This is a genomic window from Marinobacter sp. (genome assembly GCF_048259445.1).
GTDB lineage: Bacteria > Pseudomonadota > Gammaproteobacteria > Pseudomonadales > Oleiphilaceae > Marinobacter.
Map to the genome: position 1 here is coordinate 102,326 of NZ_JBLXHQ010000001.1, position 25,757 is coordinate 128,082.

The 25,757-nt window shown below is 56.3% G+C and carries 25 protein-coding genes and 1 riboswitch; of the genes, 17 read left to right on the forward strand and 8 right to left on the reverse strand.

All coding sequences use genetic code 11. From position 1 onward, the window contains the following. Nucleotides 1-63: 63 nt before the first annotated feature. The 3 genes from ACN0RL_RS00440 to ACN0RL_RS00450 all read left to right on the forward strand — a co-directional run bounded on the left by ACN0RL_RS00440 (nt 64) and on the right by ACN0RL_RS00450 (nt 4,204). Nucleotides 64-1,332 carry a sensor histidine kinase gene (locus tag ACN0RL_RS00440; protein WP_417512903.1) on the forward strand — a complete coding sequence of 423 codons (1,269 nt, stop codon included), beginning with the start codon at nt 64-66 and terminating at the stop codon, nt 1,330-1,332. Further along, on the forward strand, nt 1,329-1,862 hold the full coding sequence (locus ACN0RL_RS00445) for a response regulator transcription factor (RefSeq protein ID WP_417512668.1): 534 nt from the start codon (nt 1,329-1,331) through the stop codon (nt 1,860-1,862). Before ACN0RL_RS00440 ends, ACN0RL_RS00445 begins: the two co-directional genes overlap by 4 nt. A gap of 200 nt (nt 1,863-2,062) precedes the next feature. After that, the gene (locus ACN0RL_RS00450) at nt 2,063-4,204 is read left to right on the forward strand and encodes a putative bifunctional diguanylate cyclase/phosphodiesterase (protein WP_417512669.1); all 2,142 of its coding nucleotides are present in this window, start codon (nt 2,063-2,065) and stop codon (nt 4,202-4,204) included. A gap of 26 nt (nt 4,205-4,230) precedes the next feature. On the opposite strand, the gene ACN0RL_RS00455 is transcribed toward ACN0RL_RS00450, so the two are convergent. The 4 genes from ACN0RL_RS00455 to ACN0RL_RS00470 form a co-directional block, all read right to left on the reverse strand. Then, nucleotides 4,231-4,890, reverse strand: coding sequence for an energy-coupling factor ABC transporter permease (locus ACN0RL_RS00455; RefSeq protein WP_417512670.1), 660 nt, complete (start codon nt 4,888-4,890; stop codon nt 4,231-4,233). A gap of 84 nt (nt 4,891-4,974) precedes the next feature. Beyond that, nucleotides 4,975-6,708: a SulP family inorganic anion transporter gene (locus ACN0RL_RS00460; RefSeq protein ID WP_417512671.1), complete on the reverse strand. Its 1,734-nt coding sequence runs from the start codon at nt 6,706-6,708 to the stop codon at nt 4,975-4,977. Nucleotides 6,709-6,715: 7 nt separating this feature from the next. Continuing rightward, nucleotides 6,716-7,582: an MBL fold metallo-hydrolase gene (locus tag ACN0RL_RS00465; RefSeq protein ID WP_417512672.1), complete on the reverse strand. Its 867-nt coding sequence runs from the start codon at nt 7,580-7,582 to the stop codon at nt 6,716-6,718. 83 nt (nt 7,583-7,665) lie between these two features. Continuing rightward, a complete protein-coding gene (locus ACN0RL_RS00470; RefSeq protein WP_417512673.1) occupies nt 7,666-9,174 on the reverse strand; it encodes a diguanylate cyclase in 1,509 nt (502 codons plus the stop codon). A gap of 202 nt (nt 9,175-9,376) precedes the next feature. On the opposite strand from ACN0RL_RS00470, the gene ACN0RL_RS00475 reads away from it, so the two are divergent. Together ACN0RL_RS00475 and cobS are read left to right on the forward strand one after the other, a co-directional pair. After that, nucleotides 9,377-10,030: a peroxiredoxin gene (locus tag ACN0RL_RS00475; protein ID WP_417512674.1), complete on the forward strand. Its 654-nt coding sequence runs from the start codon at nt 9,377-9,379 to the stop codon at nt 10,028-10,030. A 157-nt stretch (nt 10,031-10,187) separates the two neighbouring features. Then, entirely contained in the window at nt 10,188-10,952 is a 765-nt protein-coding gene (cobS, locus tag ACN0RL_RS00480) for an adenosylcobinamide-GDP ribazoletransferase (RefSeq protein ID WP_417512675.1), read from the forward strand. A gap of 25 nt (nt 10,953-10,977) precedes the next feature. Here cobS and ACN0RL_RS00485 read toward each other — a convergent pair whose 3' ends face one another. Then, nucleotides 10,978-11,646, reverse strand: a complete 669-nt coding sequence (locus ACN0RL_RS00485) for a DNA-3-methyladenine glycosylase I (RefSeq protein WP_417512676.1) — start codon at nt 11,644-11,646, stop codon at nt 10,978-10,980. 186 nt (nt 11,647-11,832) lie between these two features. On the opposite strand from ACN0RL_RS00485, the gene atpD reads away from it, so the two are divergent. From atpD to ACN0RL_RS00540, 11 genes are read left to right on the forward strand one after another with little or no spacing between them, the layout of a single operon-like run. After that, nucleotides 11,833-13,215 carry a F0F1 ATP synthase subunit beta gene (gene atpD / locus ACN0RL_RS00490; protein WP_417512905.1) on the forward strand — a complete coding sequence of 461 codons (1,383 nt, stop codon included), beginning with the start codon at nt 11,833-11,835 and terminating at the stop codon, nt 13,213-13,215. Then, nucleotides 13,212-13,622 carry an ATPase gene (locus tag ACN0RL_RS00495; protein WP_417512677.1) on the forward strand — a complete coding sequence of 137 codons (411 nt, stop codon included), beginning with the start codon at nt 13,212-13,214 and terminating at the stop codon, nt 13,620-13,622. Before atpD ends, ACN0RL_RS00495 begins: the two co-directional genes overlap by 4 nt. Then, nucleotides 13,619-13,921 carry an AtpZ/AtpI family protein gene (locus tag ACN0RL_RS00500; RefSeq protein WP_417512678.1) on the forward strand — a complete coding sequence of 101 codons (303 nt, stop codon included), beginning with the start codon at nt 13,619-13,621 and terminating at the stop codon, nt 13,919-13,921. Before ACN0RL_RS00495 ends, ACN0RL_RS00500 begins: the two co-directional genes overlap by 4 nt. Continuing rightward, entirely contained in the window at nt 13,918-14,262 is a 345-nt protein-coding gene (locus ACN0RL_RS00505; protein ID WP_417512679.1) for an ATP synthase subunit I, read from the forward strand. The genes ACN0RL_RS00500 and ACN0RL_RS00505 overlap by 4 nt, the downstream gene beginning before the upstream one ends. Beyond that, nucleotides 14,262-14,960: a F0F1 ATP synthase subunit A gene (locus ACN0RL_RS00510; protein WP_417512680.1), complete on the forward strand. Its 699-nt coding sequence runs from the start codon at nt 14,262-14,264 to the stop codon at nt 14,958-14,960. The genes ACN0RL_RS00505 and ACN0RL_RS00510 overlap by 1 nt, the downstream gene beginning before the upstream one ends. Further along, complete coding sequence (locus tag ACN0RL_RS00515; protein WP_022990721.1) at nt 14,957-15,235, forward strand: F0F1 ATP synthase subunit C; 279 nt, start codon at nt 14,957-14,959, stop codon at nt 15,233-15,235. Before ACN0RL_RS00510 ends, ACN0RL_RS00515 begins: the two co-directional genes overlap by 4 nt. A gap of 8 nt (nt 15,236-15,243) precedes the next feature. Next, the gene (locus ACN0RL_RS00520) at nt 15,244-16,014 is read left to right on the forward strand and encodes a F0F1 ATP synthase subunit B (protein WP_417512681.1); all 771 of its coding nucleotides are present in this window, start codon (nt 15,244-15,246) and stop codon (nt 16,012-16,014) included. A gap of 34 nt (nt 16,015-16,048) precedes the next feature. Beyond that, nucleotides 16,049-17,680 (forward strand): F0F1 ATP synthase subunit alpha, encoded by a 1,632-nt coding sequence (locus ACN0RL_RS00525; protein WP_417512682.1) that lies wholly within the window; start codon nt 16,049-16,051, stop codon nt 17,678-17,680. Continuing rightward, complete coding sequence (locus tag ACN0RL_RS00530) at nt 17,664-18,572, forward strand: F0F1 ATP synthase subunit gamma (RefSeq protein ID WP_417512683.1); 909 nt, start codon at nt 17,664-17,666, stop codon at nt 18,570-18,572. The genes ACN0RL_RS00525 and ACN0RL_RS00530 overlap by 17 nt, the downstream gene beginning before the upstream one ends. Next, nucleotides 18,572-19,258, forward strand: coding sequence for a response regulator (locus ACN0RL_RS00535; RefSeq protein ID WP_417512684.1), 687 nt, complete (start codon nt 18,572-18,574; stop codon nt 19,256-19,258). Before ACN0RL_RS00530 ends, ACN0RL_RS00535 begins: the two co-directional genes overlap by 1 nt. Beyond that, nucleotides 19,249-20,724, forward strand: coding sequence for an ATP-binding protein (locus tag ACN0RL_RS00540; protein WP_417512685.1), 1,476 nt, complete (start codon nt 19,249-19,251; stop codon nt 20,722-20,724). The genes ACN0RL_RS00535 and ACN0RL_RS00540 overlap by 10 nt, the downstream gene beginning before the upstream one ends. On the opposite strand, the gene ACN0RL_RS00545 is transcribed toward ACN0RL_RS00540, so the two are convergent. From ACN0RL_RS00545 to ACN0RL_RS00555, 3 genes are read right to left on the reverse strand one after another with little or no spacing between them, the layout of a single operon-like run. Further along, a complete protein-coding gene (locus ACN0RL_RS00545) occupies nt 20,685-21,452 on the reverse strand; it encodes an ABC transporter ATP-binding protein (protein ID WP_417512686.1) in 768 nt (255 codons plus the stop codon). The genes ACN0RL_RS00540 and ACN0RL_RS00545 overlap by 40 nt on opposite strands. Next, the gene (locus ACN0RL_RS00550) at nt 21,452-22,411 is read right to left on the reverse strand and encodes a FecCD family ABC transporter permease (RefSeq protein ID WP_417512687.1); all 960 of its coding nucleotides are present in this window, start codon (nt 22,409-22,411) and stop codon (nt 21,452-21,454) included. Before ACN0RL_RS00550 ends, ACN0RL_RS00545 begins: the two co-directional genes overlap by 1 nt. A 30-nt stretch (nt 22,412-22,441) precedes the next feature. Next, nucleotides 22,442-23,314, reverse strand: a complete 873-nt coding sequence (locus ACN0RL_RS00555) for a cobalamin-binding protein (protein WP_417512688.1) — start codon at nt 23,312-23,314, stop codon at nt 22,442-22,444. A 96-nt stretch (nt 23,315-23,410) separates the two neighbouring features. Then, nucleotides 23,411-23,641: riboswitch (cobalamin riboswitch) on the forward strand. A gap of 140 nt (nt 23,642-23,781) precedes the next feature. Between ACN0RL_RS00555 and ACN0RL_RS00560 the strand changes: the two genes are divergently transcribed. After that, nucleotides 23,782-25,752 carry a TonB-dependent receptor gene (locus tag ACN0RL_RS00560; protein ID WP_417512689.1) on the forward strand — a complete coding sequence of 657 codons (1,971 nt, stop codon included), beginning with the start codon at nt 23,782-23,784 and terminating at the stop codon, nt 25,750-25,752. Nucleotides 25,753-25,757: the final 5 nt, after the last annotated feature.

Here is a 25,757-nt window from a genome sequence, read left to right on the forward strand (position 1 = left end):
AAAACCGGTAAAAGCATTTACTTACTGCACCACTGCGCGCACCACCCTGCTAATATCCACATCATGGAATGGCTAACTCACTCTCAAACAGGTTTCCAACAATCCGCACGCTACCTGCTGGGCATGCGCTTGGCGGTTGTTGGCCTTCAACTCACCGCACTTGCGGTAGCAGAAACGGTTGTTACCCTCGCACACCGTGCTGAAGCGCTCGTGTTGTGTCTGCTGTATGGCGTTCTCGCAACGCTGGGCTGGCTCTGGTTCACCCGCCGTCCACCGCGCTCCCCAATAAGCGTAAGTGCGGGTCTCGCTCTTGACCTGGCACTCATAGGTAGCTGGTTATTCCTGACCGGCGGCTACACTAATCCGCTGGTTTCCTTGTTGCTTCTACCCATAGCAGTGGCAATTATTCTTGTGCCCCTGAGCCAGAGTATCGCCCTCACCTTTTCCGGAATTGCGGTCTATACGGCTCTGGTTATATGGCAGGTTCCGCTTACCCATGACCATAACCACGCCAACCTGGCACAGCTGCACCTGGCCGGCATGTGGGTCACCTTTGCCATGACGGCTGCAATCCTGTTATTGGTTGTGGGTGCTCTGGCACGGCGATTACGCCAGCAGCAAGAGCAATTATCAACAATCCGGGAAACGCGTCTGCGCGACGAACAGATTATCGCGCTGGGGCTTTCTTCCGCCGCCGTTGCCCATCGCCTGGGTACGCCGCTGAACACCATGACCTTGCTGGTTGATGAGATCCGGTCAGCATTCCCGGATCCGGATCTTGAGGAAGATCTGAACATGATGGAACAGCAACTTGTTCTTTGCAGCAAACACCTGCAGCAACTTTCCAGTGCGGCAATACAGGCCAAAACTGCGCAGCTGGAAAGCGTCCAGGTTCGGGATTGGGTAGCACGCCTGAGAGAATCGGCGACACTCCTGTGGCCCGCTGCACCCATTGAGTGGCCGGCGGCAGTTCCGGATTGCCGGGTTGCGGTAGATGCCACTCTCGACCAGGCCATTCTTAACCTTCTGGCTAACGCTCTTACCGCAAGCCCGACGTGGGTAGCGGTCAGTGCACGCAACGCTGAAGGCAACAGAATCGAGATGGTAGTAGAGGATCACGGGGACGGCCTGGAAGACGCGTTTCAGGACACTCCGGGAGAACAGATCGTTGGCTCGGAGAACGGTCTGGGCGTGGGTCTTTTTCTTTCGAATGCAACAATCCAGCGCCTGGGCGGCACACTGAAGGCGCGCGTTGATCAGCATGGCACCACCATGATCATTGATTTGCCCCAGGCCAGATCGGAAAACGCAGACACAGGAGGTAAAGGATGACGACAAGCAACAGCTGGCTACTTGTTGACGACGATGACGCTTTCCTGCAGATACTCCAGCGCGCCCTCAAACGTCATGGTATCGACGCCACCTGCTCCCATTGCCATGCCGAAGCACTCCACGCCCTGGACACGCAGCCCTTCCAGAACTGTGTTCTGGACCTTAACCTGGCAGGCGAGAGTGGCCTGCAGCTATTGCCGGAACTCCTTGCCAAACAGCCTGGCCTGGAGGTTCTGGTGCTGACGGGCTATGGCAGCATTGCCACGGCGGTTGAAGCCATGCGCCGCGGGGCCATAAACTACTTATGCAAGCCGGTTAACGTTCAACAGCTCCTCAGTGGTTTCGAGCCACTGGCAGCAACACCGGAGTTGCGTCAGGAGCCGCCATCCGTGGAAGAAATGGAGTGGGAACACATTCAGCGCGTGCTTAATGAGAACGAAGGCAATGTATCGGCCACAGCCAGAGCTCTGCATATGCACAGGAGAACCCTGCAGCGAAAGCTGCAGAAGCATTCCCGTTGGCGCGGCTAAAGTACCAGCCTTAAAAAAGCACTGATCGTAAAGTTGACACATATCAAGAAGATTCTCCGCTTCCCGCGTATTCTCGCCCGCTGTTTTTCATAAAGCCCGCTGGATAACTACGGACACTCAGCGAAGGTATCACTGCTACAATTCATCTATCAGGACAGGGAGAAAGTCGCACATTTTCCAGCCGGAGCCCGGAAGCATTCATGTCAGATACGCAGAGCCCGGAAGACCATAATCCTACCCCCCGGATTGACCCGGAACGCCTCTCACTGGTTGCCATTGCCACTCGCAACATGGTGCTCATTCTTGACGCATCAGGGTTTATCCAATGGGTTAACCCGAGCTTCGAGGAACACACCGGCTACCTGCTGAAAGATGTTGCCGGCGCTCGCCCCCGGGCACTTCTTTACGGCCCGACTACAGACCCGGAAACAATAAGGCGGATCAGCCGCAAGCTTCACCAGGCAGAGCAGTTTGAAGAAGATATTCTGCTCTTCACACGCTCCGGTGCGCCATTCTGGGTTCATGTCTATTGCTTGCCTACCGGCGCAGCGCAGGGTGTGAAGCCGGGTTTCATCGTCATCATGAACAACATTTCGGATCGCAAGCAGGGCGAGCGCGGTTTGCGAATTGCCGCCAGCGTATTTGACCGCAGCCACGAAGCCATCATTATTTCAGACCACAATAACTGCATACTCGACGTAAACCCGGCTTTCTCCCGCATTACCGGTTACAGTCGCAGCGATGTCCTGGGCCTTAACCCGTCCATTCTCAGTTCTGGTCGCCACTCATCGGCCTATTACCGCTCCATGTGGCAAAGTATTGAGCAGACAGACCACTGGCGTGGCGAAATCTGGAATCGTCGTAAAAGCGGTGAAGAGTTTATTGAGCTGCTGTCAGTCAGCCGTATTCATCTTGATGAGCCGGGTCGTTACTACCACGTTGCCTCTTTCTCAGACATTACCGCCCTCAAAAACCATGCGAAAGAACTGGACCGGGCCGCCAACTACGATGAACTGACAGGCTTGCCCAACCGACAGCAACTGGAAGACCGACTGCGCAGAGCGCGAGCACACGCGGACCGCCATCAAAAAAGCCTGGCTGTCTGTTACCTGGATCTCGACGGCTTCAAGGCGATCAACGACAGTTTCGGACATACCGCAGGTAACCAGATGCTTCGCGCTCTGGCAGGGCGCCTCGCACAGGCTCTTCGCAGTGGCGATACCGTTGCCCGGATTGGCGGCGATGAGTTCGGCCTGATTCTTCAGGGCGACGATAATAACGCCGTCTATGGCCGGATATTATCCATTATTAACGAGCCCCTTGACCCTGGCACCGGCACGGGCCCGATCACCCTCACAGCAAGCCTTGGGATCACCCGCTACCCCGCAGACAATGCAGATGCTGAAGGCCTCATCCGCCATGCAGATCAGGCCATGTATTCTGCCAAGGAAAAGGGGCGCAACCTGCTGCATTTTTTTGACCCCGAACTGAACGAACACAGGCAACAAAGGCGTGAGCAGCTTACCGAAATCACCAGAGCACTCGAAAATCAGGAGTTCGAACTTTATTTTCAGCCCCAGGTACGCATAGCGGGCTGCAAGGTTGCAGGTTTTGAGGCTCTTATTCGCTGGAATCATCCCAAAAGGGGTTTGCTCTACCCGGACGCTTTCCTGCCCACACTGGAAAACAGCCACCTGGAGGTGCCACTGGGCCAATGGGTTCTCAAAGAAGCCATTCATCAGATGAACCTCTGGCACGACGCCGGTGAAGATCTATCCGTCAGCATTAATATCAGTGCCCAGCACCTGATGGACAGAAGCTTTACAGGCTTCCTCGAGAGCTATCTGCACAGCCACCCTGCCGTTCAGCCCAGCCAGATCACTCTGGAAGTGCTGGAATCCACAGCGCTCGACGACATCCGACTCGCCGGCAACGTGCTCGCCCGATGTCAGGAACTTGGTTTCCGTATTGCCCTGGACGATTTCGGAACGGGGTTTGCCTCGCTCACCTACATGCGCACCTTACCCGTCGATCAGGTGAAGATCGACAAGAGCTTTGTGATCAACATGCTTGATGACGCCAGTGATCGGGCTATTGTAGAAAGCGTGATCTTTCTCGGCCAGAGGTTTGCCCACCCCATTGTCGCGGAGGGCGTTGAAACCCTGGAACATGCCCGCGCGCTTCGCCAGCTGGGCTGCGATTATATCCAGGGCTACGGCATTGCCCGACCGATGCCGGCCAGCGAGATACCGGAATGGTTGCAACAATGGCAAAAGAAAACAGCCCGAAACGACGATTCCGGTATTCTGGAACTGCCGCGAGCCGGCGAGACGGGCGTTTAAAGCCGCATCAGAAAAATGAAGGATAGCTAGCGATAACGGCGCTGATCCAGAGTTGTCAGACGGTCCGGATGGAACACCATCATACCGGTAACAATCGCACCGTTAACAAAGCCCTCAGGGATCATGAACAGTGGAAGGTATCGCAGGTAATCGTGAACCAACTCTGAAAAGTCATAAACGCCGCTGGCCCAGAGCATCAGGCACATAATAAGGCCGGCGGCTGCTACAGAAATACCAGCACCGAAAAAGCCGCAAAAAAAGATGTAAGCAAAAAAATTACTGAAGTCCCGGTGCCTTTCCCAAAGCATGATGCCCTGGGTAACCAGAGCAGGGATCATAACGGTCACAAAGCCGTTGGCGGCGAACATCATGACCGGCTCACGACCCGTTATCACGGTAATAATCAGAGCCAGAAGCCCGGCAAATACCGCAAGCCCCCAGCCCAGCATCAGTGTGACCACGGTAATGCCAAAGATATGAATCGCAAGCCCGGGATAAATACCTGCCCGCAGTTGCCAGATAAAGCCCAGAACTACGGCGGCACCGAAAAAGGAATGCTGCAACACGTTGTCTGCGCGCAGGGCACGCCAGCGCACCGACCGGGCTGCCTGCACCAGAATGATCAGGAACAAGGCCAGCGTCAGGAACCACTGCCCGGTTGATAGCAAATTGTCCGTCATGCCCATGATAAAGTGACCGCTCTCTTAAACCTGAAAAACAATTCAATGATAGCGACCACAACAGCCCTTCTACCAACAATCAGGACAAAATCAGGCTATTTTTTTCATGGGTTTGCGATGACCGGTCAGGGTCTGCCAGGCTCCATAAGTACTCAGAAATACCTGCCCACCAAGATGAGACAGCAGCTCAGTACCCTTGAGGCGATCCATAACCGGCCCCTTCACCTCAGAGAGGTGCAGCCGCACCCCCGCATCCTTGAGGCGCACGTTTATTGCTTCCAGGCTTTCCAGCGCCGAGGCATCTACCAGATTGACTGCGGGGCACACCAGCACCAGATCTTTCAACTCCGGCTCACAAATCACCAGATCCATCACCGTCTCTTCGAGAAAGCGTGCATTGGCAAAATACAGACTTTCATCCACACGCAAAAAAGTGACCTTCGGGCACAGTTCTACATCGTGGCGAAGCACATTACGAAAGTGCTCTGTGCCCGGAACGCGGCCAACAACAGCGCAATGTGGCCGACTGGTGCGATAGAGAAACAAGCCAATGGAAAGCGCCACACCCGCAATGATGCCGGCTTCAACACTGTGCACAAGGGTCAGCAGAATGGTTGCCAGCATGGCTCCGAAATCGGTACGGGAATAGCGCCACGTGCGACCTAGCGCAGGCAGGTCAATCAGCGTTGCCACGGCAACAATAATAGTGGCGGCGAGCGTTGCCTGGGGCAAAAAAGCTATAGCAGGCGTCAGGAACAAGGTCGCCAGGGCAATCCCGACTGCTGCATATGCGCCGGCTGCTGGCGTTTCCGCGCCGGCATCAAAGTTGACGACGGAGCGGGAGAAACCGCCTGTTACCGGCATGCCGCCTGAAAAGCCCGCGCTTAAATTGGCAGTTCCCAGGCCGATCAGTTCCTGATCAGGATCAATCCGTTGGCGCCGTTTTGCCGCAAGGGTCTGCCCCACAGATACGGACTCCACAAAACCCACCACACTTATCAGCAGAGCACTGACCGCCAATTGCTGCCAGAGGCCCCAGTCCATCGGTGGCATCGTCAGTTCAGGTAGTCCAGAGGGCACAACACCAACCAGACGAACGCCCCGGGTGTCCAGCTGGAGCTGCCACGCGACCAGTGTGGTCACTAATACCGCGAGAATCGGTGCCGTTTTAGTGAGAATATCTGCCGAACGTGAACCCACGCCTGAGCGGATCAGGAGAGGCTTTAACTGCTTGCGGGCGAAGAGCAGAAACAACAAGGCTCCGACACCAATTGCGAGGGTTGGCAGGTTAGTTTCGCCTAACGATGAAGCCAGCGACTGGCCAATCGTCAGAAGATTCTGGCCTGAGGTCTGTACCCCGAAGATATGCTTGAGCTGGCTGGCTGCGATCACAATGCCCGAAGCGGTAATAAAACCTGATATCACGGGATGACTGAGAAAATTGGCGAGAAATCCGAGACGCAGAACACCCATCATCGTGAGCATTAACCCCGACATAATCGCCAGCAGTATTGCACCAGCAACATATTCAGGACTTCCGGCCTCTGCCAGCGGCGCCAGCGCGGCAGCGGTCATGAGAGACACTACCGCCACCGGTCCAACCGACAGGGTCCGGCTTGTGCCAAAGATCGCGTAAACCACCAGCGGAAGAATACTGGCATACAGCCCGACCTGCGCCGGCAAACCTGCCAGCAAGGCGTAGGCCAGCGACTGGGGAATCAGCATAACGGTTACAATAGCAGCAGCCACCAGATCACTGGTGGCCTTGCTCTTACCGTATTTCGGTGCCCACTGGAGAAAAGGCAGGTATCGTTTAAAGTTCATCAGGCGCTCAGAACAGGTTGACCGGTATTTTCAGGTAAACCTGACCATTATCCTCTGCCGGCGGCATCTCTCCTGCTCGCATATTGACCTGCACCGAGGGCAGAATCAGCCGGGGCATATCAAGCGTGGCGTCGCGCTCTGTGCGCATCTTTACAAACTCGTCTTCGCTGATGCCAGCGTGTACGTGGATGTTGGCCTCGCGCTGTTCCGCAACGGTTGTCTGATGGGCATATTCATCACGCCCCGGCGCCTTGTAGTCGTGGCACAGGAAAATGCGGGTCTCCGGGGGCAGCGAAAGGACCTTGCTGATGGACTGAAAAAGTACACGGGCATCACCGCCCGGGAAATCGCAGCGTGCGGTTCCAAAATCCGGCATGAACAAAGTGTCGCCTACAAATGCTGCGTCACCGATCACATAGGTCAGGCATGCCGGGGTATGCCCCGGCGTGTGCATTACCCTGCACTCGAGCCCGCCGATAGCGAAGGTATCACCATCCTGGAACAGACGATCAAACTGGCTTCCATCGCGGGCGAACTCCGTACCTGCGTTAAACGCCTTGCCAAAAATCTCCTGGACATCCCGAATATGCGCACCAATGCCGGTTTTACCACCGAGTTTTTCGTGGAGGTAGGGTGCCGCAGACAAATGATCCGCATGAACATGAGTCTCCAGAATCCACTCAACTTTCAGATCGTTTGACTGAACGTACTCAATGATCTCATCCGCTGAGCGCACATCCGTCGTGCCTGCGGCATAGTCAAAATCGAGTACCGAATCGAGAATGGCGCAGACTTGACTGGCTGGATCACGAACCACATAGCTGAACGTATTGGTGGGCTCGTCAAAAAAATACTGAACGATCGGGTTACTCACGGCATTCACCTCCGTTGGGTTGAGCCTTAGACTTTGATTCTAAGCATATACCAAAACGGAATATTAGGTGAAGTTCTCTTTTTTTATATGCGCGATACCCCTGATGCATCAACAAGGCAGTCCCGCCCTGCCTGCTTTGCCCGATAGAGCCGCTCGTCCGCCAGCCGTATGAGCGGGTCTGGCGAAGCAGGAACAGTATCCAGCTCCCCGATAGCAGCAATACCCGCACTGACCGTCAGCGGTAGGACGCTATTTTCAAAAACGAAATCGTGGCTGCGCACTGCATGGATAATGCGGCTTACCGTATCCCGCACATCTGCCTGGCTGACGCCACTGAAGGCAACAACAAACTCTTCGCCGCCAAAACGTGCCACTACGTCTGTCTCCCGGGTTTGCTCAAGGAGAATATCGGCAAACTTACGCAGACAGAAGTCCCCTCCCAGGTGCCCGTTGGAATCGTTGATATTCTTGAAGCGGTCCAGATCAAACATTGCCAGAGTAAAATGCTCACCGTGGCGACTGGAGCGGCCAAGCATTTCATTCAGCCTCGGCATCAGATACCGGCGGTTATGCAAGGTGGTTAACGGGTCACGAATGGACTGATTAAGAAGCTCACTTTCAAGCCGGTGGCGCTCAAGCGCTCCGGAGAGTAATCCCGATACGATCATCAGAAGGTCTGCCTGATCCTGGCGCCAGGCACGCTTACGCAGGGAGTCCACTCCAAAAAAACCGATAACCAGGCCCCGGACACGAACCGGTACACAAAACATGGAACAGACACCCTGTTGCTCCAGCATGGTGCGCTCCGGGCCTACCGGTAACTGCTCGATTCCTTCAACAAAAACCACCCGGTTGCCGTTGACCATTTCATTGATCTTGCCATGCCACCATCCGAAATCGTCTGTCGGCAAATTGCGCTGGCTGTCAATGAGAGACGGCACGCCGGGCGAACACCATTCGTGAGTGTTATCCATAACCCGATAGTCCGGCGAAAACTCATATAGATAGGCACGATCTACCTCAAAAAAGACGCCGATCGTCTTGAGCAGTTCGAAAATACATTGGTCAATGGTGCCAAAGCCCAGATTGATAAACTGGGCCGAAAGCCTCGCTATCAGCTTCTGAAAATCAGCCTGAAAAGCTGACTCCGCCTCACGCTCTCTGAGCGTGTGTTCAAGCGCTTTGTAATGCTGGATGTTATGAAACTGACCATACCAGACCGTGCTCCCATCCATTTGGCGCTCCGGTGCAGCATGGGCTTCAAACCATTCGTAGTGTCCGGCGTTCACTCTCAGGCGAGCCTGGCACCGCCAGAGCGAAAGCGCTTCAAGTGAAGCCTCAATGCTGGCGTTAACACCCTCGACATCCTCCGGATGAACCGCAGAAAACACCGTGTCGGCATTTCTGCGCAAAACAGCGGGATCAAGCCCAAGAATGCTGTAAACCTGATCGCTGACAAACAGGTAGCGATGGGACTCTCTATCGGCACTCAGCCAATAGGTGAAGAGAACACCGGGAATACCCAGAGCCAGCTTTCGGAACAAATAATCAGAGTCGGTGTAACTCGGCCCCTGGCCGGACTGTTCTGCCATGAACTACTCGCCCTTCAGGCGTGAATCAGGATGCTCCTGAAAAGAATAGTCCAAAGTGCCATACGCAGCTATTTGAAAACCGGGATCCGACGCCAGGGTTATCGATTGAAACCGGCTATAGCACTCATTGGAATATCGTTATTCCATTAAATTATTCATCGCCGTATAGTGGTTTCGTCATCAACAGCCAAGGAGCTTTACCATGGAACAATCTGACAACCCCGTATTTGGTTTACCACGCCTGAACGAACGCGCTCCGGATTTTAATGCCCCGACCACAGATGGCATGAAGAACCTGGACAGCTATAAAGGAAAGTGGCTGGTTCTTTTCTCACATCCGGCCGACTTTACACCGGTCTGTACCACTGAATTCATGGCCTTCGCCAAGATGGCTCCGGAATTCAACAAGCGCAACTGCGAACTGCTGGGCTTGTCCATCGACAGCCACCACTCGCACATTGCCTGGATGCGCAACATCAAGGAAAAGTTCGGCGTCGAGATTCCTTTCCCGATTATTGCCGACCTGAAAATGGATGTTGCCCGCGCCTATGGCATGATTCACCCGGGTGCAGCCGATACATCGGCAGTACGTGCAACTTTCATGATTGACCCGAACGGCGTACTGCGGGCAATGGTGTACTACCCGATGAGCAACGGCCGCTCTATTCCAGAGTTCCTGCGCCTGTTGGATGCCTTGCAGACCAGCGATGAGCACGGAGTTGCCACACCTGAAGGCTGGCAGCCAGGTGAACGCGTTATTGTGCCACCCGCAGCCACTGCAGCAGAAGCAGATAAGCGTGTGAGCTCTGGCGAGTATGACTGTGTAGACTTCTACTACTGCACTAAAGAGCTCTAAGCTTCGATAGCAATGGAGTTGCCCTCCCTGGCCTGCAACTGGTCGGGGAGGGCTATTGAATCAGGAAAAATATTGGAACTCATGGTACCTTCCCGACTCTTTCGATAGCCGGCATTTTACAGCCTGAGGGTGAGCCCTCTGCCGAACGGAGTCGCACATGTCCACCGAATCAAAACCGATATCCAATGAATGGCAGGCCTTCTGGTTAGCCGTCGGATTTCTCACCCGCATTCCCATGTTGGTGCGCATCGATTATTCCCAGAAGCTCATGAACCAGTGCAGCGTGTATTTCCCGCTGGTAGGCTTGCTGCTGGGTGCCTTGTATGCCGGATTATTCACTCTTCTAAGTCTGGCTTGGAGCCCGCTGGTCTGCGTGTTGCTGGTTTTATGCTTCCATCTGTTTATTACCGGCGCTTTCCACGAAGATGGCCTTGCTGATAGCGTGGATGCATTGGGCGGCGGTTACACCGTTGAGAAGCGCCTGGAGATCATGAAAGACAGCCGCATCGGTACCTACGGTACCGTGGCTCTGGTTATGGCGCTGGGCCTGAAGGCGGCGCTGTTGGTGAATGCCCAGAGTATCTGGCTAACGCTGCTGGTCGCTCCCGCGATCAGCCGTCTGACACCGCTTCTTCTGATGGCCTACCTGCCTTATGTGACTGACCCGGATAAAAGCAAAAGCAAGCCGGTGGCGGAAGGCTTCTCGCGCAAGCGTTTGCTGATCAGTTGCCTGTTTACCGCCCTGATCGCACTCATGTTCAGCCTGTGGTTACCAGTGCTGTGGCTGGCCGCCGTTACTGCCATCATTACCGTTGCCATGGTGTGGGGCTGGTACCTGAAGCAGCAACTGGGTGGCTACACTGGCGACACCTTGGGAGCCAGCGTAGTGTTTTGTGAGTTGGTTCTTCTGCTTGGACTATGAACAGGCATGAGGGTTGGCTGACCGTTCAGCTTTCCACAGAGCAGGACGCTATCCGCGATAAGTGACTGTAAGGCATGCCCGTTTCCTGATGCCAATTGTTGAATGCGGCCTGCGCCTGCTGCAGGCCTTTTTTGCTACTGGGCGATGCGTCCAGCAACTCTGCATGGCGCAAAACCGCCATCACCTCGCCCGACAGAATAAACCCGTCCCAGCCCACTCGGCGCAGGAAATACTGCGCGCTGTTGCCTCCGAGACGAGAACCATGGCGCTTGAGCCACAGTAACAGGCCGATCTGGTCGTCTGACGGCCATTGCTTCAGGAAGGCACCAAAACTGCCGTACTGATGAACCGCATCCATAATCATGCGGGCGTTCTCGGGCACCGTACGGATCTTTTGCATATTGCGCACAATACGCTCATCACTAGCGAGCTCCTCCAGAACGTCTGGCGATACTTGTTGCCAGTATGCCGGCACAAAACCATGGAACGCTGCCTCGAAACCCCGCCATTTGTTATCAATAACACGCCAGACAAATCCGGCTTTGAAGACGCAACGGGTAATCTCTGAAAGGTAGCGATCATCTGTTCTCGCCTCCAACTCAGAGAGCGGCGGCATGTTTGGCAGCAGCGCGTTCAAATTTGCAAGGCCGCCCTTACGCGCAATCGCACGCTCATGGATATCTGAAAAGCGCATATTATTACCATCTCGCCATTTGAAGTGTTGGTGGGAACTGATAAATTAATATCGATCTAATATTAATAGTGACCTACCTCAATTCCGATTTACGGTATCTCGACTATCCTTTAACAATCTAATCTGTTCAGGCACATGCTTATGTCCAGTCAGATCGCTTACGGTTCCAGTGCTGATAATCCTGATCTGATCCCGAATGCAGAAAATAATGATATCGGACAGATCGTAGGAATTCGCGGCGGCGTTGTCGACGTACGATTTCCCGCAACCTCGCCCCGCATTCAGGATCTGGTTTACGCTGGCGGCCTGGCTCTGGAAGTCACCTCACTCCTTGAGAATGGCGCCGTACGCTGCATGGCGCTGGCACCGGTGCGCGGGTTGGGGCTTGGAATGCCGGTGCAGGCCACCGGTGCGCCCATTCAGGTTCCGGTGGGCGATACGGTTCTCGGGCGTATGCTCAATGTGTTTGGTGAGCCTATTGACGACAAGCCTGCCCCTGCCGCCAAAGTGCGGCGCTCCATCCATCAGCCACCCCCGGCGCTGGAAAATCGCGTAATCCACAGCGACATTCTGGAAACCGGCATCAAGGCCATCGACCTGCTGTCACCCATTGAGCGCGGCGGCAAAACCGGTCTGTTCGGCGGTGCTGGTGTGGGTAAAACCGTTCTGATCACCGAACTGATCAACAACACGGTTCAGCACTATCAGGGCGTGAGCCTGTTCTGTGGCATTGGCGAACGCTCCCGTGAAGCAGAAGAGCTCTACCGCGAGATGGGCGACGCCGGCGTGCGGGACAAAACCGTGATGCTGTTCGGGCAGATGAACGAAGCCCCGGGCGTGCGTTTTCTGGTGGGCAAAACCGCCCTCACCATGGCGGAGTATTTCCGCGACGACCAGAAGCAGGATGTGCTGCTGCTCATCGACAATATTTTCCGCTTTGTGCAGGCAGGGTCCGAGGTTTCCGGCCTGATGGGACGCATGCCTTCGCGGGTTGGTTACCAGCCCACGCTAGCCACCGAGTTGGCCACGTTGCAGGAGCGCATCACCTCTACCCGCAATGGTGCGATCACCTCCATTCAGGCTGTTTACGTGCCCGCGGACGACTTTACCGACCCGGCGGCAGCGCATATTTTCTCGCACCTTTCCGCCTCAGTGGTGCTATCACGCAAGCGCGCCAGTGAAGGCCTGTACCCGGCCGTTGATCCTCTTGGCTCCGCCTCCGTGATGCTGACGCCCGCCATTGTTGGCCAGCGCCATTACGACATAGCCCGGGCGGTAAGGCGCACCCTGGCCGAATACGAAGACCTGCGCGACATTATTGCCATGCTGGGCATGGAGGAACTATCTGCCGCAGACCGCGCAACCGTGGCCCGGGCACGACGGCTTGAACGCTTTCTCACGCAACCGTTTTTCACCGTTGGTGCATTGACCGGCGATAGCGGCAGACGCGTGTCCATCAAGGACACCCTGGACGGCTGCGAAACCATATTGAACCAGACCGAGTTTCACGATAACGAAACCGACTATTACATGATTGGCTCCCTGAAAGATCTGGAGAAAAAATCATGAGCCTTGCCGAGTCCATGCAGGTAACGCTGCGGCTGCCCACCCGAACACTGTTCGAAGGCAGCGTGCAAAAGCTGTTTACCACCGCGCAAAACGGCGCTTTCGGTATGCTCCCGAATCATACAGATTTCGTTACGGCACTGGTGCCCTCGGTTTTGATTCTCACCTCGGCCGATGGCACCGAAGCGTTTTTTGGCATTGATGAAGGCGTGCTGGTGAAAAAAGGCCATCAGGTAGACATCGCCATACGTCGCGGCGTTCAGGGCAAGGATCTCGAGTCCCTGAACGAGACCATACAGGCTGCGTTTATCGAAGTGGATGAAGAAGAGCGAGTGGCACGTTCAGCCCTGTCCCGGCTGGAAGCAGGCATAGTGCGGCGCTTTGGTGACTTGCGGAAGCCCACGGTATGAGTACAGAAGACGATCGCTCCGCAGAAGATATCCGGCGCAGTGCCGAGCGCATGAAGCGCGCACGGGACGAGCCAGGGGTCAGCCCCCTGCGCGGACTGGGTGCTTTCGGCATCATTGGCTGGTCAATCGCAGTGCCCACGGTGGGTGGCGCTTTCCTGGGGTTATGGCTGAACGATGTGGCACCGCAGAATTTTTCCTGGCCCATAGCGCTGATTCTCGGCGGCGTTGTCGTGGGCGGCATCATTGCCTGGGGCTGGATTGAACGAGAAGGGCCGGATCAGAAAGGAGACAAACGGTGATAACGGTAGACTGGCATGCAGTGCTGCTGGGGTTTTCTTTTGGCTTACCCGTAAGCGCATTGTTTTTCATAGGGCTGGCCTGGGGCATGCGATGCGCCTTGCGCTCTGATCGACCCGGGCTCTGGCTGATGGCCAGCTCGTTCTGCCGGATTGCGGTGCTGCTTGGCGTTGGTTTTCTGGTAACGGCTTCCGCCGGCAGTAACTGGGCCATAGCCGGCTACGCACTGGCGTTTTTCCTGGCGCGGCTTGTTGCCGTGCTCTGGGCCAGAATCAGCAAGGCACCCACCACTGCCAATCCCTCCACCTCCAAACTCTCCATCTCCAAATACAAGGACGCATAATGCAGCTTACCCCCGATGACATTGTTGTGTTCACGCTGGCAGGCTGGGAGGTCAACGCCACCATCGTCAACACCTGGATCGTGATGGCACTGCTGGTGGGTATTTCCATGCTGATTACCCGCAACCTGCGCCCGGACGTGCCGCCCAATCGCTGGCGCACTGCGCTGGAAGTGATCGTAAAGCTGATTCAGGGCCAGATTGAAGAAGTTACCCGGAACTCTGCGCGCCATGTAATGTACTTTGCCGGCACTTTGTTCCTGTTCATCGCTTTATCAAATTTGATGCTGGTGATACCCGGGTTTTCACCGCCCACATCGTCGCTTTCCACCACTGCGGCACTGGCCATATCTGTGTTGGTCGCGGTACCGGTGTTTGGCATCGCCAGTGGCGGCGTGGGGAGCTACCTCAAAACCTTTATCGAGCCCTCGGTTATCATGCTGCCGTTCAATATTATCGGTGAATTTTCCAAAGGCATCTCGCTGGCCATTCGTCTTTACGGCAACGTGATGAGCGGCGCGGTCATTGCGGCCATTCTGTTGACCGTCGCGCCGTTTTTCTTCCCTGTGGTCATGGACATGCTCGGGTTACTGACCGGCATGATCCAGGCCTACATTTTTGCCATTCTCGCCACTGTCTACATCTCATCTGCCACGGCAGACCCAGACCACCCTGCGCTCAAAAAAGAGGACAAGTCATGACGGATCTTGCCATTATTGCGGCCATTTCGATATTTACCGCCGGCCTGACCATCGCCATCGGTGCCATTGGCCCGGCGTTGGGCGAAGGGCGCGCAGCCGCCGCGGCGATTGCAGCCATCGCGCAGCAGCCGGACGCAGCTCCAACTCTGTCACGAACCCTGTTTGTGAGCCTGGCGATGATTGAATCAACCGCCATCTACTGCTTTGTAGTGGCCATGATTCTGATTTTTGCCAACCCGTTCTGGGACGCCATGCAGGTTGCCGCAGGAGGCTAGAGCCAACCATGTCCATTGACTGGATTACCGTTATCGCGCAAATCGCCAACTTTCTGGTGCTGGTGTGGCTGCTGAAGCGCTTTCTCTACCGCCCGATTCTGGACGGCATTGATGCCCGCGAGGCTGAAATAACACGCCGCATGGCGGAAGCAGGAGAGGCCGAGAAAAAAGCCCTGGCCGCCGAAGCGGAATTTCGCCAGCAGCAAAAACAGCTGTTGTCGGATCAGGATGCCGTGGTGAAGCAAGCGCTAAGGGAATCGGAAGATCAGCGCGACAGCCTGCTGGCAGAAGCCCGTGCCAGGCTTGAGCACGAGCAGCAAGACTGGCACAAGCACCTGGAGCGCGAGCGCCATAAGTTCACCGCGCAACTGCAGCGTGCCGGAGAAGAAACCCTGCTGGAGCTCACCCGTAAAGCGTTGCGGGATCTGGCGGATGAATCCCTGGAAGAAGCCATCGTTCGCCATGTCAGCGCGCGCTTGCAGCCCATTGCCGGCGAGCTTTCCGACGCCGCGGGCGACAGCAAGGAGGCCGTTGCAACCACGTGCGACCCCTTACCCGAAGCAGCACAGGCACTGCTGCAGGCGGATATCAAAAGCCTTCTGCCAGGCATGAGTCTGCGCTTTGAAAACGACCCGGAACAGGCACCCGGTCTGGTTTTGCGTATTGGCGGCGCCCAGGTTGCCTGGACTGTAGACAGTTACACCGAAGAGTTTGAGGCGCTGTTAAGTGAACGCATGGCTGCCGGTACTTCCGGGCGTGTTCAGCCAGGTGATGCTTAAACCCGGCGGTGTAAAAAAGGATCGATAGACCACTATGACAGACACCGATCACAGGGCTTCGGAAAACCAATCTCAGTCGCAGCTGCTTCAAGCGCGCTCTCAAGCTTACTCTGAGCTGCACTCCCCGGAGCAGTTCGAGAGCTGGCGGGAATCCCTGTTGGCCACGCCTACGCCCGCCCCGGTAATGACTGAGGTTGGCAGGGTAACGGAAGTGGGCGATGGTGTAGCGGTTGTAACCGGCCTGGCTCGTGCGCTGGCCGACGAGTTGCTGATATTTGAGTGCGGTGTGCGCGGCATAGTGCTGGATCTGGAACCCGACCGGCTCGGCGTGATTCTGCTGGGGCCCTCGGAGCTCATTACTCTCGGTGAAGATGTGCGGCGCACCCGCAAGGTGGTGAGCGTGCCGGTTGGCCCCGCCTTGCTCGGACGCGTGGTCGATGCAATGGGCCGCCCGAGAGATGGTCTGGGGCCTGTCGCCGCGGTGGCAGAAACCCCCATTGAAGCGGAAGCACCGGGCATCCTCAGCCGCTCGGCGATTTTCAGGCCGCTGGCAACCGGCCTGAAAGCCATTGATGCTGCCGTACCTGTGGGGTTAGGCCAGCGCGAGCTGATCATCGGTGATCGCCAGACCGGTAAAACCTCCATTGCCATAGACACCATGCTCAACCAGGCGCGATCAGACGTTACCTGTATCTATTGCGCCGTTGGCCAGCGCGGTGATGCCGTATCCCGGGTTATCGCGGCCCTGAAAAAAGGCAATATGCTGGCGCGCAGCATCGTCATGTCGGCGGGCGACGAAGAAACACCGGGGCTGGCTTACATCGCGCCCTATTCCGCTATGGCCATGGCAGAATACTTTTCCGATCAGGGCCGGGATGTATTGATCATTTTTGATGACCTTACCCACCACGCCCGCTCCTATCGGGAGTTATCACTGCTGTTGCGCCGGCCACCGGGGCGCGAAGCTTTCCCCGGGGATATCTTCTACGTACATGCACGCCTGCTGGAACGGGCGGGCCAGTTTACCCGGGAAGCCGGTGGCGGCTCGATTACCGCCTTGCCAGTGGTGGAAACCCAGGCGGAGAACCTCTCGGCCTATATTCCCACCAACCTGATTTCTATAACCGACGGGCAAATCTACCTGTCACCACGGCTGGTACGCCGAAACCAGTTTCCGGCCGTGGATCTGGGCCTGTCGGTTTCCCGCGTGGGCGGTAAAGCTCAAAGCCGCACCCTGCGGGAAGTGGCTGGCAACTTGCGGGTTACCCTGTCGCAGTTCGAAGAACTGGAAGACTTCGCCCGCTTTGGCACAAGACTGGACGACACCACCCGCGCCCGCCTCACCCGTGGTGCCGCCGTTCGCACCGCGCTGCGCCAGGCCGAGCGTGACCCCATGCCTGCCGCCGAACAGCTGGCGGTTCTGATTGCGGCGATGGAAGGGCTGTTCGATGATTTACCAGAACAGAAATTGAGCGATGCCATGGCTCGCATCCGGGCCGCCGCCCGGAAACACTTCCAATTTATCGACGAGCGCATCAATGAAAACAAAGGGTTGACCGAGGAAGATCGCGAACGGATCATTACAACAGCGCGCAATGCACTGGCTGGGGACAGAACAGACCAGACAGCACACGCCAACGAGGTCAGCCATGGCCCAGACGCTTGAAGCGCTTACCCGGCACAGCGATACCCTGACCAGTATTCGCGGCATCGTTCACACCATGAAAACCCTGTCTGCGATTAACGCGACACCCTATGAGCACGCGGCCCGCTCAATCGAAGCCTATCACCGGACCATACTGCAGGGCTTCGCCGCCTTTGCTTACCGAACCGGTGGTATCAACCTGCGCCAGGATGACCCACTGGAACACCTGGTCATCGTGTTTGGCTCCGATCACGGACTTTGCGGCAATTACAATGAAGTTCTCGCAGAAGTCGTACATCAGCATTGCGCAAGCCAGACCGCCGGCAAACAACGCCTGCTCTGCATCGGTGCGCAGATGAACGATGCCCTGGATGATCAGGGCCTGCTGCCAGAAGCTGTTTTGCTACCACCGGCTTCTGCTGACGGCATTGGTCGGCTGGCCGGCGATATTGTTACCCGTATAGACCGCTTCAGCCGGGGCCAACCACTGCACCAACTCGCTGTTACTCTGGCGTTTACCCGGCGCGGCGAGCATGGTACGCGGGAGCCGACAATACAGAGCCTTCTGCCATTGGCACCTTCGCTGCTGCAGCGCAAAAAACACTGGAATTCCCGCTCGCTTCCGGATTACACCATGGAAGGAGACGCCCTGCTGTCGTCCCTGATTCGCAGCCACATCTTCGCCAGTGTTTTCCGCGCCTCCGCAGAAGCCATGGTGACCGAAAACTCCGCGCGGCTGGCCCTTATGCAGCAGGCGGAGCAATCGGTGGACGAGCGTATAGAGGCAGTAACAGGAGAACTGAGATCGGTGCGACAAACGGAGATCACCAACGAGTTGATGGATGTGATTATTGGTTTTGAAGCATTGAAGCCTGCGGTGTTGAAGACCTTCCCGGATGCGGACCCGGCTTGATGCGCATATTACTGGTAGAAGACGACCAGCTGCTGGGCAGCACCATGCTGGACATGCTGCGGGCAGACCAGCACACCGTAGACTGGCTTGATGATGGCCAGCAGGCATTGAATGCGCTGGTAGATGAGCACTTTGATCTGGCTATCCTGGATTTGACTCTGCCAAGAGTCGACGGCCTTGATATTGTTCGGCATACCCGGAAACAGGGCAATCAACTTCCTGTTATCATTCTGACCGCGAGGGCGGAACTGGAGGAAAAACTGCAGGGTCTGGATGCGGGTGCTGACGATTACCTGACCAAACCGTTCGCAATGGCCGAACTCAAGGCCCGGATCAGGGCTGTCACCCGACGCGGAGCAGCCACAAACCGCGATGAACTGGTTGTAGGCCGGTTAATACTGGACCCGGCTTCCGGCCAGCTTACGGTAGGCACAGAATCCGTCACCCTGGCCCGCAGTGAATTCCAGATTCTCCAGTATATGATGCGCCACCCGGACCAGGTTGCCACCCGCAGGCGTCTGGAAGAACAGCTCTACGGCTGGGAGCCAGGCGCAGAAAGCAATGCCCTGGAAGTACACATTCACCATCTGCGGCGCCGGGTGGGCAAAACCACAATCCGCACCATACGCGGCGTTGGGTATTTACTGGACAGCCAGGCAGCTGAAGGGGCGCCGGAATGTCTCTGACCCGCACCCTGACGCTGCTGGTTACCTCAACGGTGCTGCTGATTGCACTGATCGCCGCTGCCTGGAGTTACATTGAGAGCAATCACGAGCTGGAGGAACTGTTCGACGCCGAGCTGGCGCAGAGCACACGGATTGTGCAGGGGCTGGTTCGCCATCTGGCCGATACGCAGTCATTGGCGCAGCTACAGCAAACCCTCCGCGAGACGCTGACACTGCCTCTTGCTGAGGATACAGCTCCGGAATCGGATAATGGCGAAATCCTCCCCGATGGCGCCGGCCACAAATACGAAAAAAAACTGGCCTTTGAAGTCTGGACCCCCGACCGTACACCCTTGCTGGATACCCTGAAAGATGATGACGCGGAAGGTCTGGCACCCGGCTATTCGTGGGCCGAATCACAGGGGTATCGCTGGCGTGTATTCACACTTCAGGATCCAACCACAGGCTTCTGGATTCGCACTGCCCAGCGCGAGGAAATTCGCAAAGAGCTAAGCCAGGAACTGGCCCTGGGTAACGTACTGCCCCTGCTCCTTGCTCTTCCATTACTGCTACTGGCTGCCAGCGCCGCCATTCAGATGGGATTCCGCCCGCTGCGCCGACTGGAGCACCCCATCCGCAACATGGCCCCGGAGCGTATCCATCCGCTTGATGACCGGCAGGCGCCCAAGGAAGTCGCAGGCTTGGTACAGGCGGTAAACAGCTTGCTCAAACGGCTGGATCAGGCTCTGGAGCGGGAGCGGCGCTTTTCTGCCGATGCGGCCCATGAACTGCGAACACCGCTGGCGGCCTTGCGGCTGAATCTTGAAAAAGCCTGTGAAGGCAATCCACAGCAGTTCCAGCCCCTTATCCAGTCGGTTGACCGCATGACGCATCTGGTGGAACAAATGCTGCTACTGAACCGGGTCGACTCAGGGGCCGGCTTCTCACAGCAATATCACGATCTGTCCGCGATACTCGAGCAGAGCATTGCGGATGTCGTACCGCTGGCCTTGAAAAAGAACATCGAACCGGTTTTGCAAGACGACGCCGGACAGGCACTTGTGTGCTGCCACGACGCACTGATCAACACGCTGATGCGATCCCTGCTGGCGAATGCCATACAATACAGCCCGCAAAACACCATGGTGGAAACCCGCCTGGCGCCCTCCAAAGATGGCTATCACATTACCGTGTGCGACCAGGGGCCTGGCATTCCCGCAGAGGCCCGGGAACGGGCACTCAGCCGTTTTGTAAGGCTCGACCAGCGGCTAGGTGGTGGTGCCGGTCTGGGGCTGGCCATCGCCCGGCGAATTGCGGAACTGCACGGCGGTCAGCTCACTCTGAATGCCCGAGCTGACGGGCAGACCGGGCTCTGTGTCAGCCTGTGGCTTCCTGCCCACGGGCGCAGGGCTGCCAACACAGAAGCTATATTCCGCCCGAACCTTGCTCATGGTGCCGGCACAAACACTGATACCCCGCCGGATTGAAGGGTGATCAGTCGTTGATTATAGAGCCGCTCCAACGCATCCGGCACCAACATGCTTTCCACCGGCCCCCAGCATGCGTCGCCATTGGTGTAGAGAAGCAGTACGTGAGTGCACCAGCGTGCGGCCATATTCAGGTCGTGCAGACACAGAAAAACCGCTTTGCCTGCATCGGCCTGTTCGCGCAACAGGCCCATCACCTTGACCTGATGGTGCAGATCCAGATGATTGGTGGGCTCGTCCAGCAGCCAGATATCCGGGTTTTGCGTCATCAAAGTGGCAATGGCAACACGCTGGCGCTCACCACCCGACAGTGTGTTCAGCATACGACCCGATAAGTCATCGACATCCAGCGCGGTCAGCGCCTGTTCAGCAAGAGCCTGATCGCAACCTTGCTCGCTTTCCCAGGGCGACAGCCAGGGATGGCGGCCGATCAGCGCTGTTTCCATTACCGTCGCCGGGAAGCTGTCCTGGCGTTCCTGAAACACCAGGCCAAGTTGTCGGGCAATGTCACGGCGTGTCAATTCTGTTAACGGTGACTGGTTCAGAACAACCTGGCCGCCTCGGGCGGGAAGCAAGCCCGCGAGTGTATGCAGCAGGGTGGTTTTACCCGCGCCGTTGGGGCCGAGCACACCCCAGACCTGACCGGGTTCAATGTTCAGATTCAGGGCAGAACCGTCGGGCCGGCCAGGAATGTTAATGATCAGATCGCGGGTGCTCAACGTACTCATCAACGGCTCCGGTGCAACAGGTACAGGAACATTGGCACGCCCAGCAAGGCAGTGATCACCCCCACCGGCAATTGCTCTGGAGCAATCACCGTGCGCGCCAGCGTATCCGCCAGCACCAGCAAGGTGCCGCCGGCGAGGGCGCTTGCAGGCAAAATAATGCGCTGATCGTTACCTAGAATCAGTCGCAGCATGTGAGGAACAATCAGACCAACAAACCCGATGCTGCCAGCGGTAGTAACCGCGGTTGCCGTGAGCAGGCTGGCCAGAAGATAGATTACCCATTCCAGGGGCCGTACAGAAACACCCAGTGCCGCTGCCTGCAGAGGCCCGCGTGCCAGCACATTCAGATTTCGGGCAAGGGGCATGATCAATACTATGGAGAGGGCCAACACCACCAGCGCAGGCCAGGGCGTGCGGGCATAGGAAACATCGCCCATCAGCCAATACAGCATGCCAGGAAGCTTGTACGAAGGGGTGACTGCCAGCATGAGGGTAATCACAGCTCCCCAACCCGAAGCAATCACTACACCGGTCAGCAGCAGGCGAGAAGGTGTCCAGCTGCCGGTACCGTGAGCAATCCCGAAGACCAGCAGCGTGGCCATCATGGCACCCGCAAACGCAGAGCCCGACACCAGCAAGGTGCCCAGGCCAGCCAGCATTGCCAGCAGCGCACCCACTGCAGCACCGCCGGATAATCCCAGTATGTAGGGATCTGCCAGAGGATTGCGCAGCAACACCTGCATCAGGGCGCCCGCTACGGCCAGCAGACCGCCAGTGGCAAAGGCCGCGAGGGTGCGCGGCAGGCGCAAATCCAGTATCAGAGTGCGATTCAGACCACTGCCTTCACCCAGAACTACCTGCCAAAGCTCAGCTATTGAAACATTAACACTGCCCAAAGCCAGAGCCAGCAACACGGCAACAACGGCAAGCGCGCTGAGACTGAACAGAGGGCGGATCATCGGCAGCTGACCTGGAGATTGTTATTGGTGTTAACTGCGCTCACGGGCAACATCCAGCTTTTCGCAGACTAGCCGGGCAGCTTCAAGCAACCTGGGCGTTGGGCGTGAAATCAAGGAAGACGGCACAAAAAACAGATTATTTCTGGCAACTGCCTTCAGCCCGGAATAGCTTTTCCATCGATCAAGCTGATCATCGCTGATGCCCTCATCGCTCCCCGTCAGTATCGCCTGCGGGTCGGCCTGCAGCACCGCCTCCGCACTGATTCTTGGCACAAGGCCGGGCATGTCGCCGAACACATTGACTCCAGCACACAGCTGAATAACCTTACCTATCAGATGATCGTTGTTAATGGTCATCAAAGGCTGATCCCATACCTGGTAGAAAACTGACACAGGATCCGCACTGCGGTATTGCTCTGAGAGCCTGGCAATACCCTCGCGAAAACGCTGTGCTTCGGCAACGCCTGCCGGCTCGGTTCCTGCCAGTATCGAAAGCCGCTCAATAACGCTGGAAACCCCGTCGAACGTGCGAGGCTCAATCGCAAACGTGGCTATACCAAGCTCCTGCAACAACTCGACCTGCGCCGACGGATTCCCCGTTACCCAGGTAACTACAAGGTCCGGTTCGAGTGCCAGCAGAGCCTCCATATCTATCCGGGTGTTGTTTCCCACGGACGGCAGTTTCAGAGCAGCCGGAGGATAATCGCTGTAGGCCACGACGGCGACAACCTTTTCACCAGCTCCGGCCGCAAACATCAGCTCGGTTGCTCCCGGGGAGAGGGCGACGACGCGCTCCGCCGACGCGGCGAGACAAAGCATTTCACCCGCATCATCAGTTGCACAAACATCTGCAAAAGCGCTTGAAATAACAGCAAAAAACAGGATAAAAGTGAGAAAAATCATTTAAAACCCAATCTGCATTCGCTAGTTGCAAGCCCAACCATGACTGAACCGTCAACATTAATTGACGGACATGGAACCGCATCTTAGACTGTTCAACAAGTTCTACCCGTAGCAGGTGCCTACCGCTCAACATACGTAAATGTATATTTGAGCCAAAGGTGAAACTGGGAAGTCGGTGAAATTCCGACGCTGCCCCCGCAACGGTAAGCGGTAATGAGTAGGAACAGTTCCGCGTCAGCTTTGTAACACAGACTGACGCACAGCATCCTACTCTGGCGATCACGCCAGCCGCAAGCCCGGAGACCGGCCTGCTACCGGCTATCAGTGTGTACTGGCGGAGGGCCGGTACCGCGGAGTTTTTGCCGGCTCGTATTGGCGCTGAACCTCCTGATGATAGCTGTTCTCGCAGCTGAAGCATTTTTCTTTGGCTGTAGTTTATAGCTCATTTGGCCAGGGTTACTGCTTCAATGCGATGGATTGTCTGCCTGTTTTGTCTCTTGCCCTTTGCCGTCGCAAATGCCGATGACACGGCGCCTTTCATTATTGTAGAAAGCTCCCCCGTTAACGCAGCTACAGCCATAGATCCCGCCAAGGCAATCGGTCCCGTAAGAGTTATTCCACGCTCACAATTTGAAAATCGCTCAGCCAATCTTGCCGACGTGCTCAGTGATCAGACGGGAGTACAGATTCGCCAAAGCGGCGGTCTTGGCAGCTATTCGTCTGTTTCTCTCCGTGGCTCCACTGCCCGCCAGGTTCAGATTGTTGTTGATGGCATGCTGCTGAATGATCCGGTGACCGGTGGTGTCGATATGGGCAAGCTCGGGCTTCACGATATCAGCCGGATACAGGTATACCCCGGCGGCGCACCGGCGCAATTTGCCCAAGCAGGCATCGGCGGCGTAGTGGTCATGGAGACCCTGGGAAAGGACATTGAAGACACCACCCGGATAAACGCAGGTGCGGGTTCTTTTGATACCTACAAGATGGGCCTCTTCAACAGCGGCAGCCATAAGGATTTTTATTACTGGGTGTCGTTAGACCGACAAAGCAGCGACAACGATTTTGAGTATCCCAACAGCCGCGAATGGTTCAATCCGAACGACGGCGCAACCACAAAACGACGGAACGCGGAGTACGAGCAGGATGCTGCCAGCACCAAGCTGGGCTGGGAAATCAACGACACCAGCAAGCTCGACGCCCTGATTCAATACAACGACAACGACCAGAACATTCCCAGCATTCAGAACTGGCGCGACAACAAAGCCTTTCTAACTAACGAAACCCTGCGCAGTCAGTTGCACTATCAGAACCGTGGTTGGATAAATGGTCAGATCCATTCCAGCCATCGGCTGATATGGACGGACACCAGCGAGCGCTACAACAACACAACCGGGCTGGTGGGCTTGGGAACATCCGACGTCTATACCGATACGGACCAGCTGGGGCTGGCCAACACGATTACCTGGCTTCTGGGCAACCATACACTTTCAGCGACTATCGATATCGCAGATTACGACTACCGACAAGACGACAAACTCGATTCGGACCTTGCGGATGAAAGGGAACGCCTGCAAATCGCCAGCGCGCTCTCGCATCAGTGGCTCAGCGCCGACAGCCGCTGGCGCTCGCAAGCTTCACTGCGACAGTACCGGATTCACGACGATTCCGATGAAGCCCTGGGCAATGGCACCATCAACAACGTAACAAGTACCGAGCTCTACAACAGCTGGCAGCTGGGGTTAAGCCATTATTTTGCAGACAACTGGGAAATCTCTGGCGGATTAGCCCGACAGGTTCGAATCCCGACGTTGCAGGAACTCTATGGGCAGCAAGGTTTATTCGTCGGGAATAGCGACCTGAAAGCCGAAGAATCCCTGAATGTCGAAGCCTCCTTACGCACGGATCAAGGCTGGGGGCACATTGAAACCACCGGCTATTATCGCAAGCTCAATCCCGCCATCGTGGCCACGTTCAACGCTCAGGGTATAGGGCGCTACAGCAATCTGGCTGCGAACATTTACGGGGTCGAAATAGATGCCCTGTTTCGCCTGCTGCAGTGGTGGGAATTGTATGGCAGTGCAACCTTTCAAGAGTCCGAAAACACCGACAACGCTGTAAAGGATCGCTACAGGCAGCGTTTACCCGGCATTTATCATGAATCCTACACCCTTGGCAGTCGCTGGATCTTCCGCCCGTTCCTGATTGACCTGTCTTATCACGTTGACGATGAGCTTTACTACGATTCCGCAAATCTTCTCGAAGCAGACCCCCGAACCATTTTCAATCTGTCAGCAAGCTGGACAAAAATCTGGTCAAACCGCAGTGAAAGCGAGCTTTCACTGGAGGTTCGCAACATTACCGATGAGCTGTATCAAGACTTCAATCGTTTCCCCGGCCCAGGTCGAGGCTGGTTCATTAATCTCGCACACACTTTCTAGCTAAC

Coding starts and splice junctions, on each gene's coding strand:
- ACN0RL_RS00440 (WP_417512903.1), top strand. CDS start 64: ATGGAATGGCTAACTCACTCTCAAACAGGTTTCCAACAATCCGCACGC.
- ACN0RL_RS00445 (WP_417512668.1), top strand. CDS start 1,329: ATGACGACAAGCAACAGCTGGCTACTTGTTGACGACGATGACGCTTTC.
- ACN0RL_RS00450 (WP_417512669.1), top strand. CDS start 2,063: ATGTCAGATACGCAGAGCCCGGAAGACCATAATCCTACCCCCCGGATT.
- ACN0RL_RS00455 (WP_417512670.1), bottom strand. CDS start 4,890: ATGGGCATGACGGACAATTTGCTATCAACCGGGCAGTGGTTCCTGACG.
- ACN0RL_RS00460 (WP_417512671.1), bottom strand. CDS start 6,708: ATGAACTTTAAACGATACCTGCCTTTTCTCCAGTGGGCACCGAAATAC.
- ACN0RL_RS00470 (WP_417512673.1), bottom strand. CDS start 9,174: ATGGCAGAACAGTCCGGCCAGGGGCCGAGTTACACCGACTCTGATTAT.
- ACN0RL_RS00475 (WP_417512674.1), top strand. CDS start 9,377: ATGGAACAATCTGACAACCCCGTATTTGGTTTACCACGCCTGAACGAA.
- cobS (WP_417512675.1), top strand. CDS start 10,188: ATGTCCACCGAATCAAAACCGATATCCAATGAATGGCAGGCCTTCTGG.
- ACN0RL_RS00485 (WP_417512676.1), bottom strand. CDS start 11,646: ATGCGCTTTTCAGATATCCATGAGCGTGCGATTGCGCGTAAGGGCGGC.
- ACN0RL_RS00495 (WP_417512677.1), top strand. CDS start 13,212: ATGAGCCTTGCCGAGTCCATGCAGGTAACGCTGCGGCTGCCCACCCGA.
- ACN0RL_RS00500 (WP_417512678.1), top strand. CDS start 13,619: ATGAGTACAGAAGACGATCGCTCCGCAGAAGATATCCGGCGCAGTGCC.
- ACN0RL_RS00510 (WP_417512680.1), top strand. CDS start 14,262: ATGCAGCTTACCCCCGATGACATTGTTGTGTTCACGCTGGCAGGCTGG.
- ACN0RL_RS00515 (WP_022990721.1), top strand. CDS start 14,957: ATGACGGATCTTGCCATTATTGCGGCCATTTCGATATTTACCGCCGGC.
- ACN0RL_RS00520 (WP_417512681.1), top strand. CDS start 15,244: ATGTCCATTGACTGGATTACCGTTATCGCGCAAATCGCCAACTTTCTG.
- ACN0RL_RS00525 (WP_417512682.1), top strand. CDS start 16,049: ATGACAGACACCGATCACAGGGCTTCGGAAAACCAATCTCAGTCGCAG.
- ACN0RL_RS00530 (WP_417512683.1), top strand. CDS start 17,664: ATGGCCCAGACGCTTGAAGCGCTTACCCGGCACAGCGATACCCTGACC.
- ACN0RL_RS00535 (WP_417512684.1), top strand. CDS start 18,572: ATGCGCATATTACTGGTAGAAGACGACCAGCTGCTGGGCAGCACCATG.
- ACN0RL_RS00540 (WP_417512685.1), top strand. CDS start 19,249: ATGTCTCTGACCCGCACCCTGACGCTGCTGGTTACCTCAACGGTGCTG.
- ACN0RL_RS00545 (WP_417512686.1), bottom strand. CDS start 21,452: ATGAGTACGTTGAGCACCCGCGATCTGATCATTAACATTCCTGGCCGG.
- ACN0RL_RS00550 (WP_417512687.1), bottom strand. CDS start 22,411: ATGATCCGCCCTCTGTTCAGTCTCAGCGCGCTTGCCGTTGTTGCCGTG.
- ACN0RL_RS00555 (WP_417512688.1), bottom strand. CDS start 23,314: ATGATTTTTCTCACTTTTATCCTGTTTTTTGCTGTTATTTCAAGCGCT.
- ACN0RL_RS00560 (WP_417512689.1), top strand. CDS start 23,782: ATGCGATGGATTGTCTGCCTGTTTTGTCTCTTGCCCTTTGCCGTCGCA.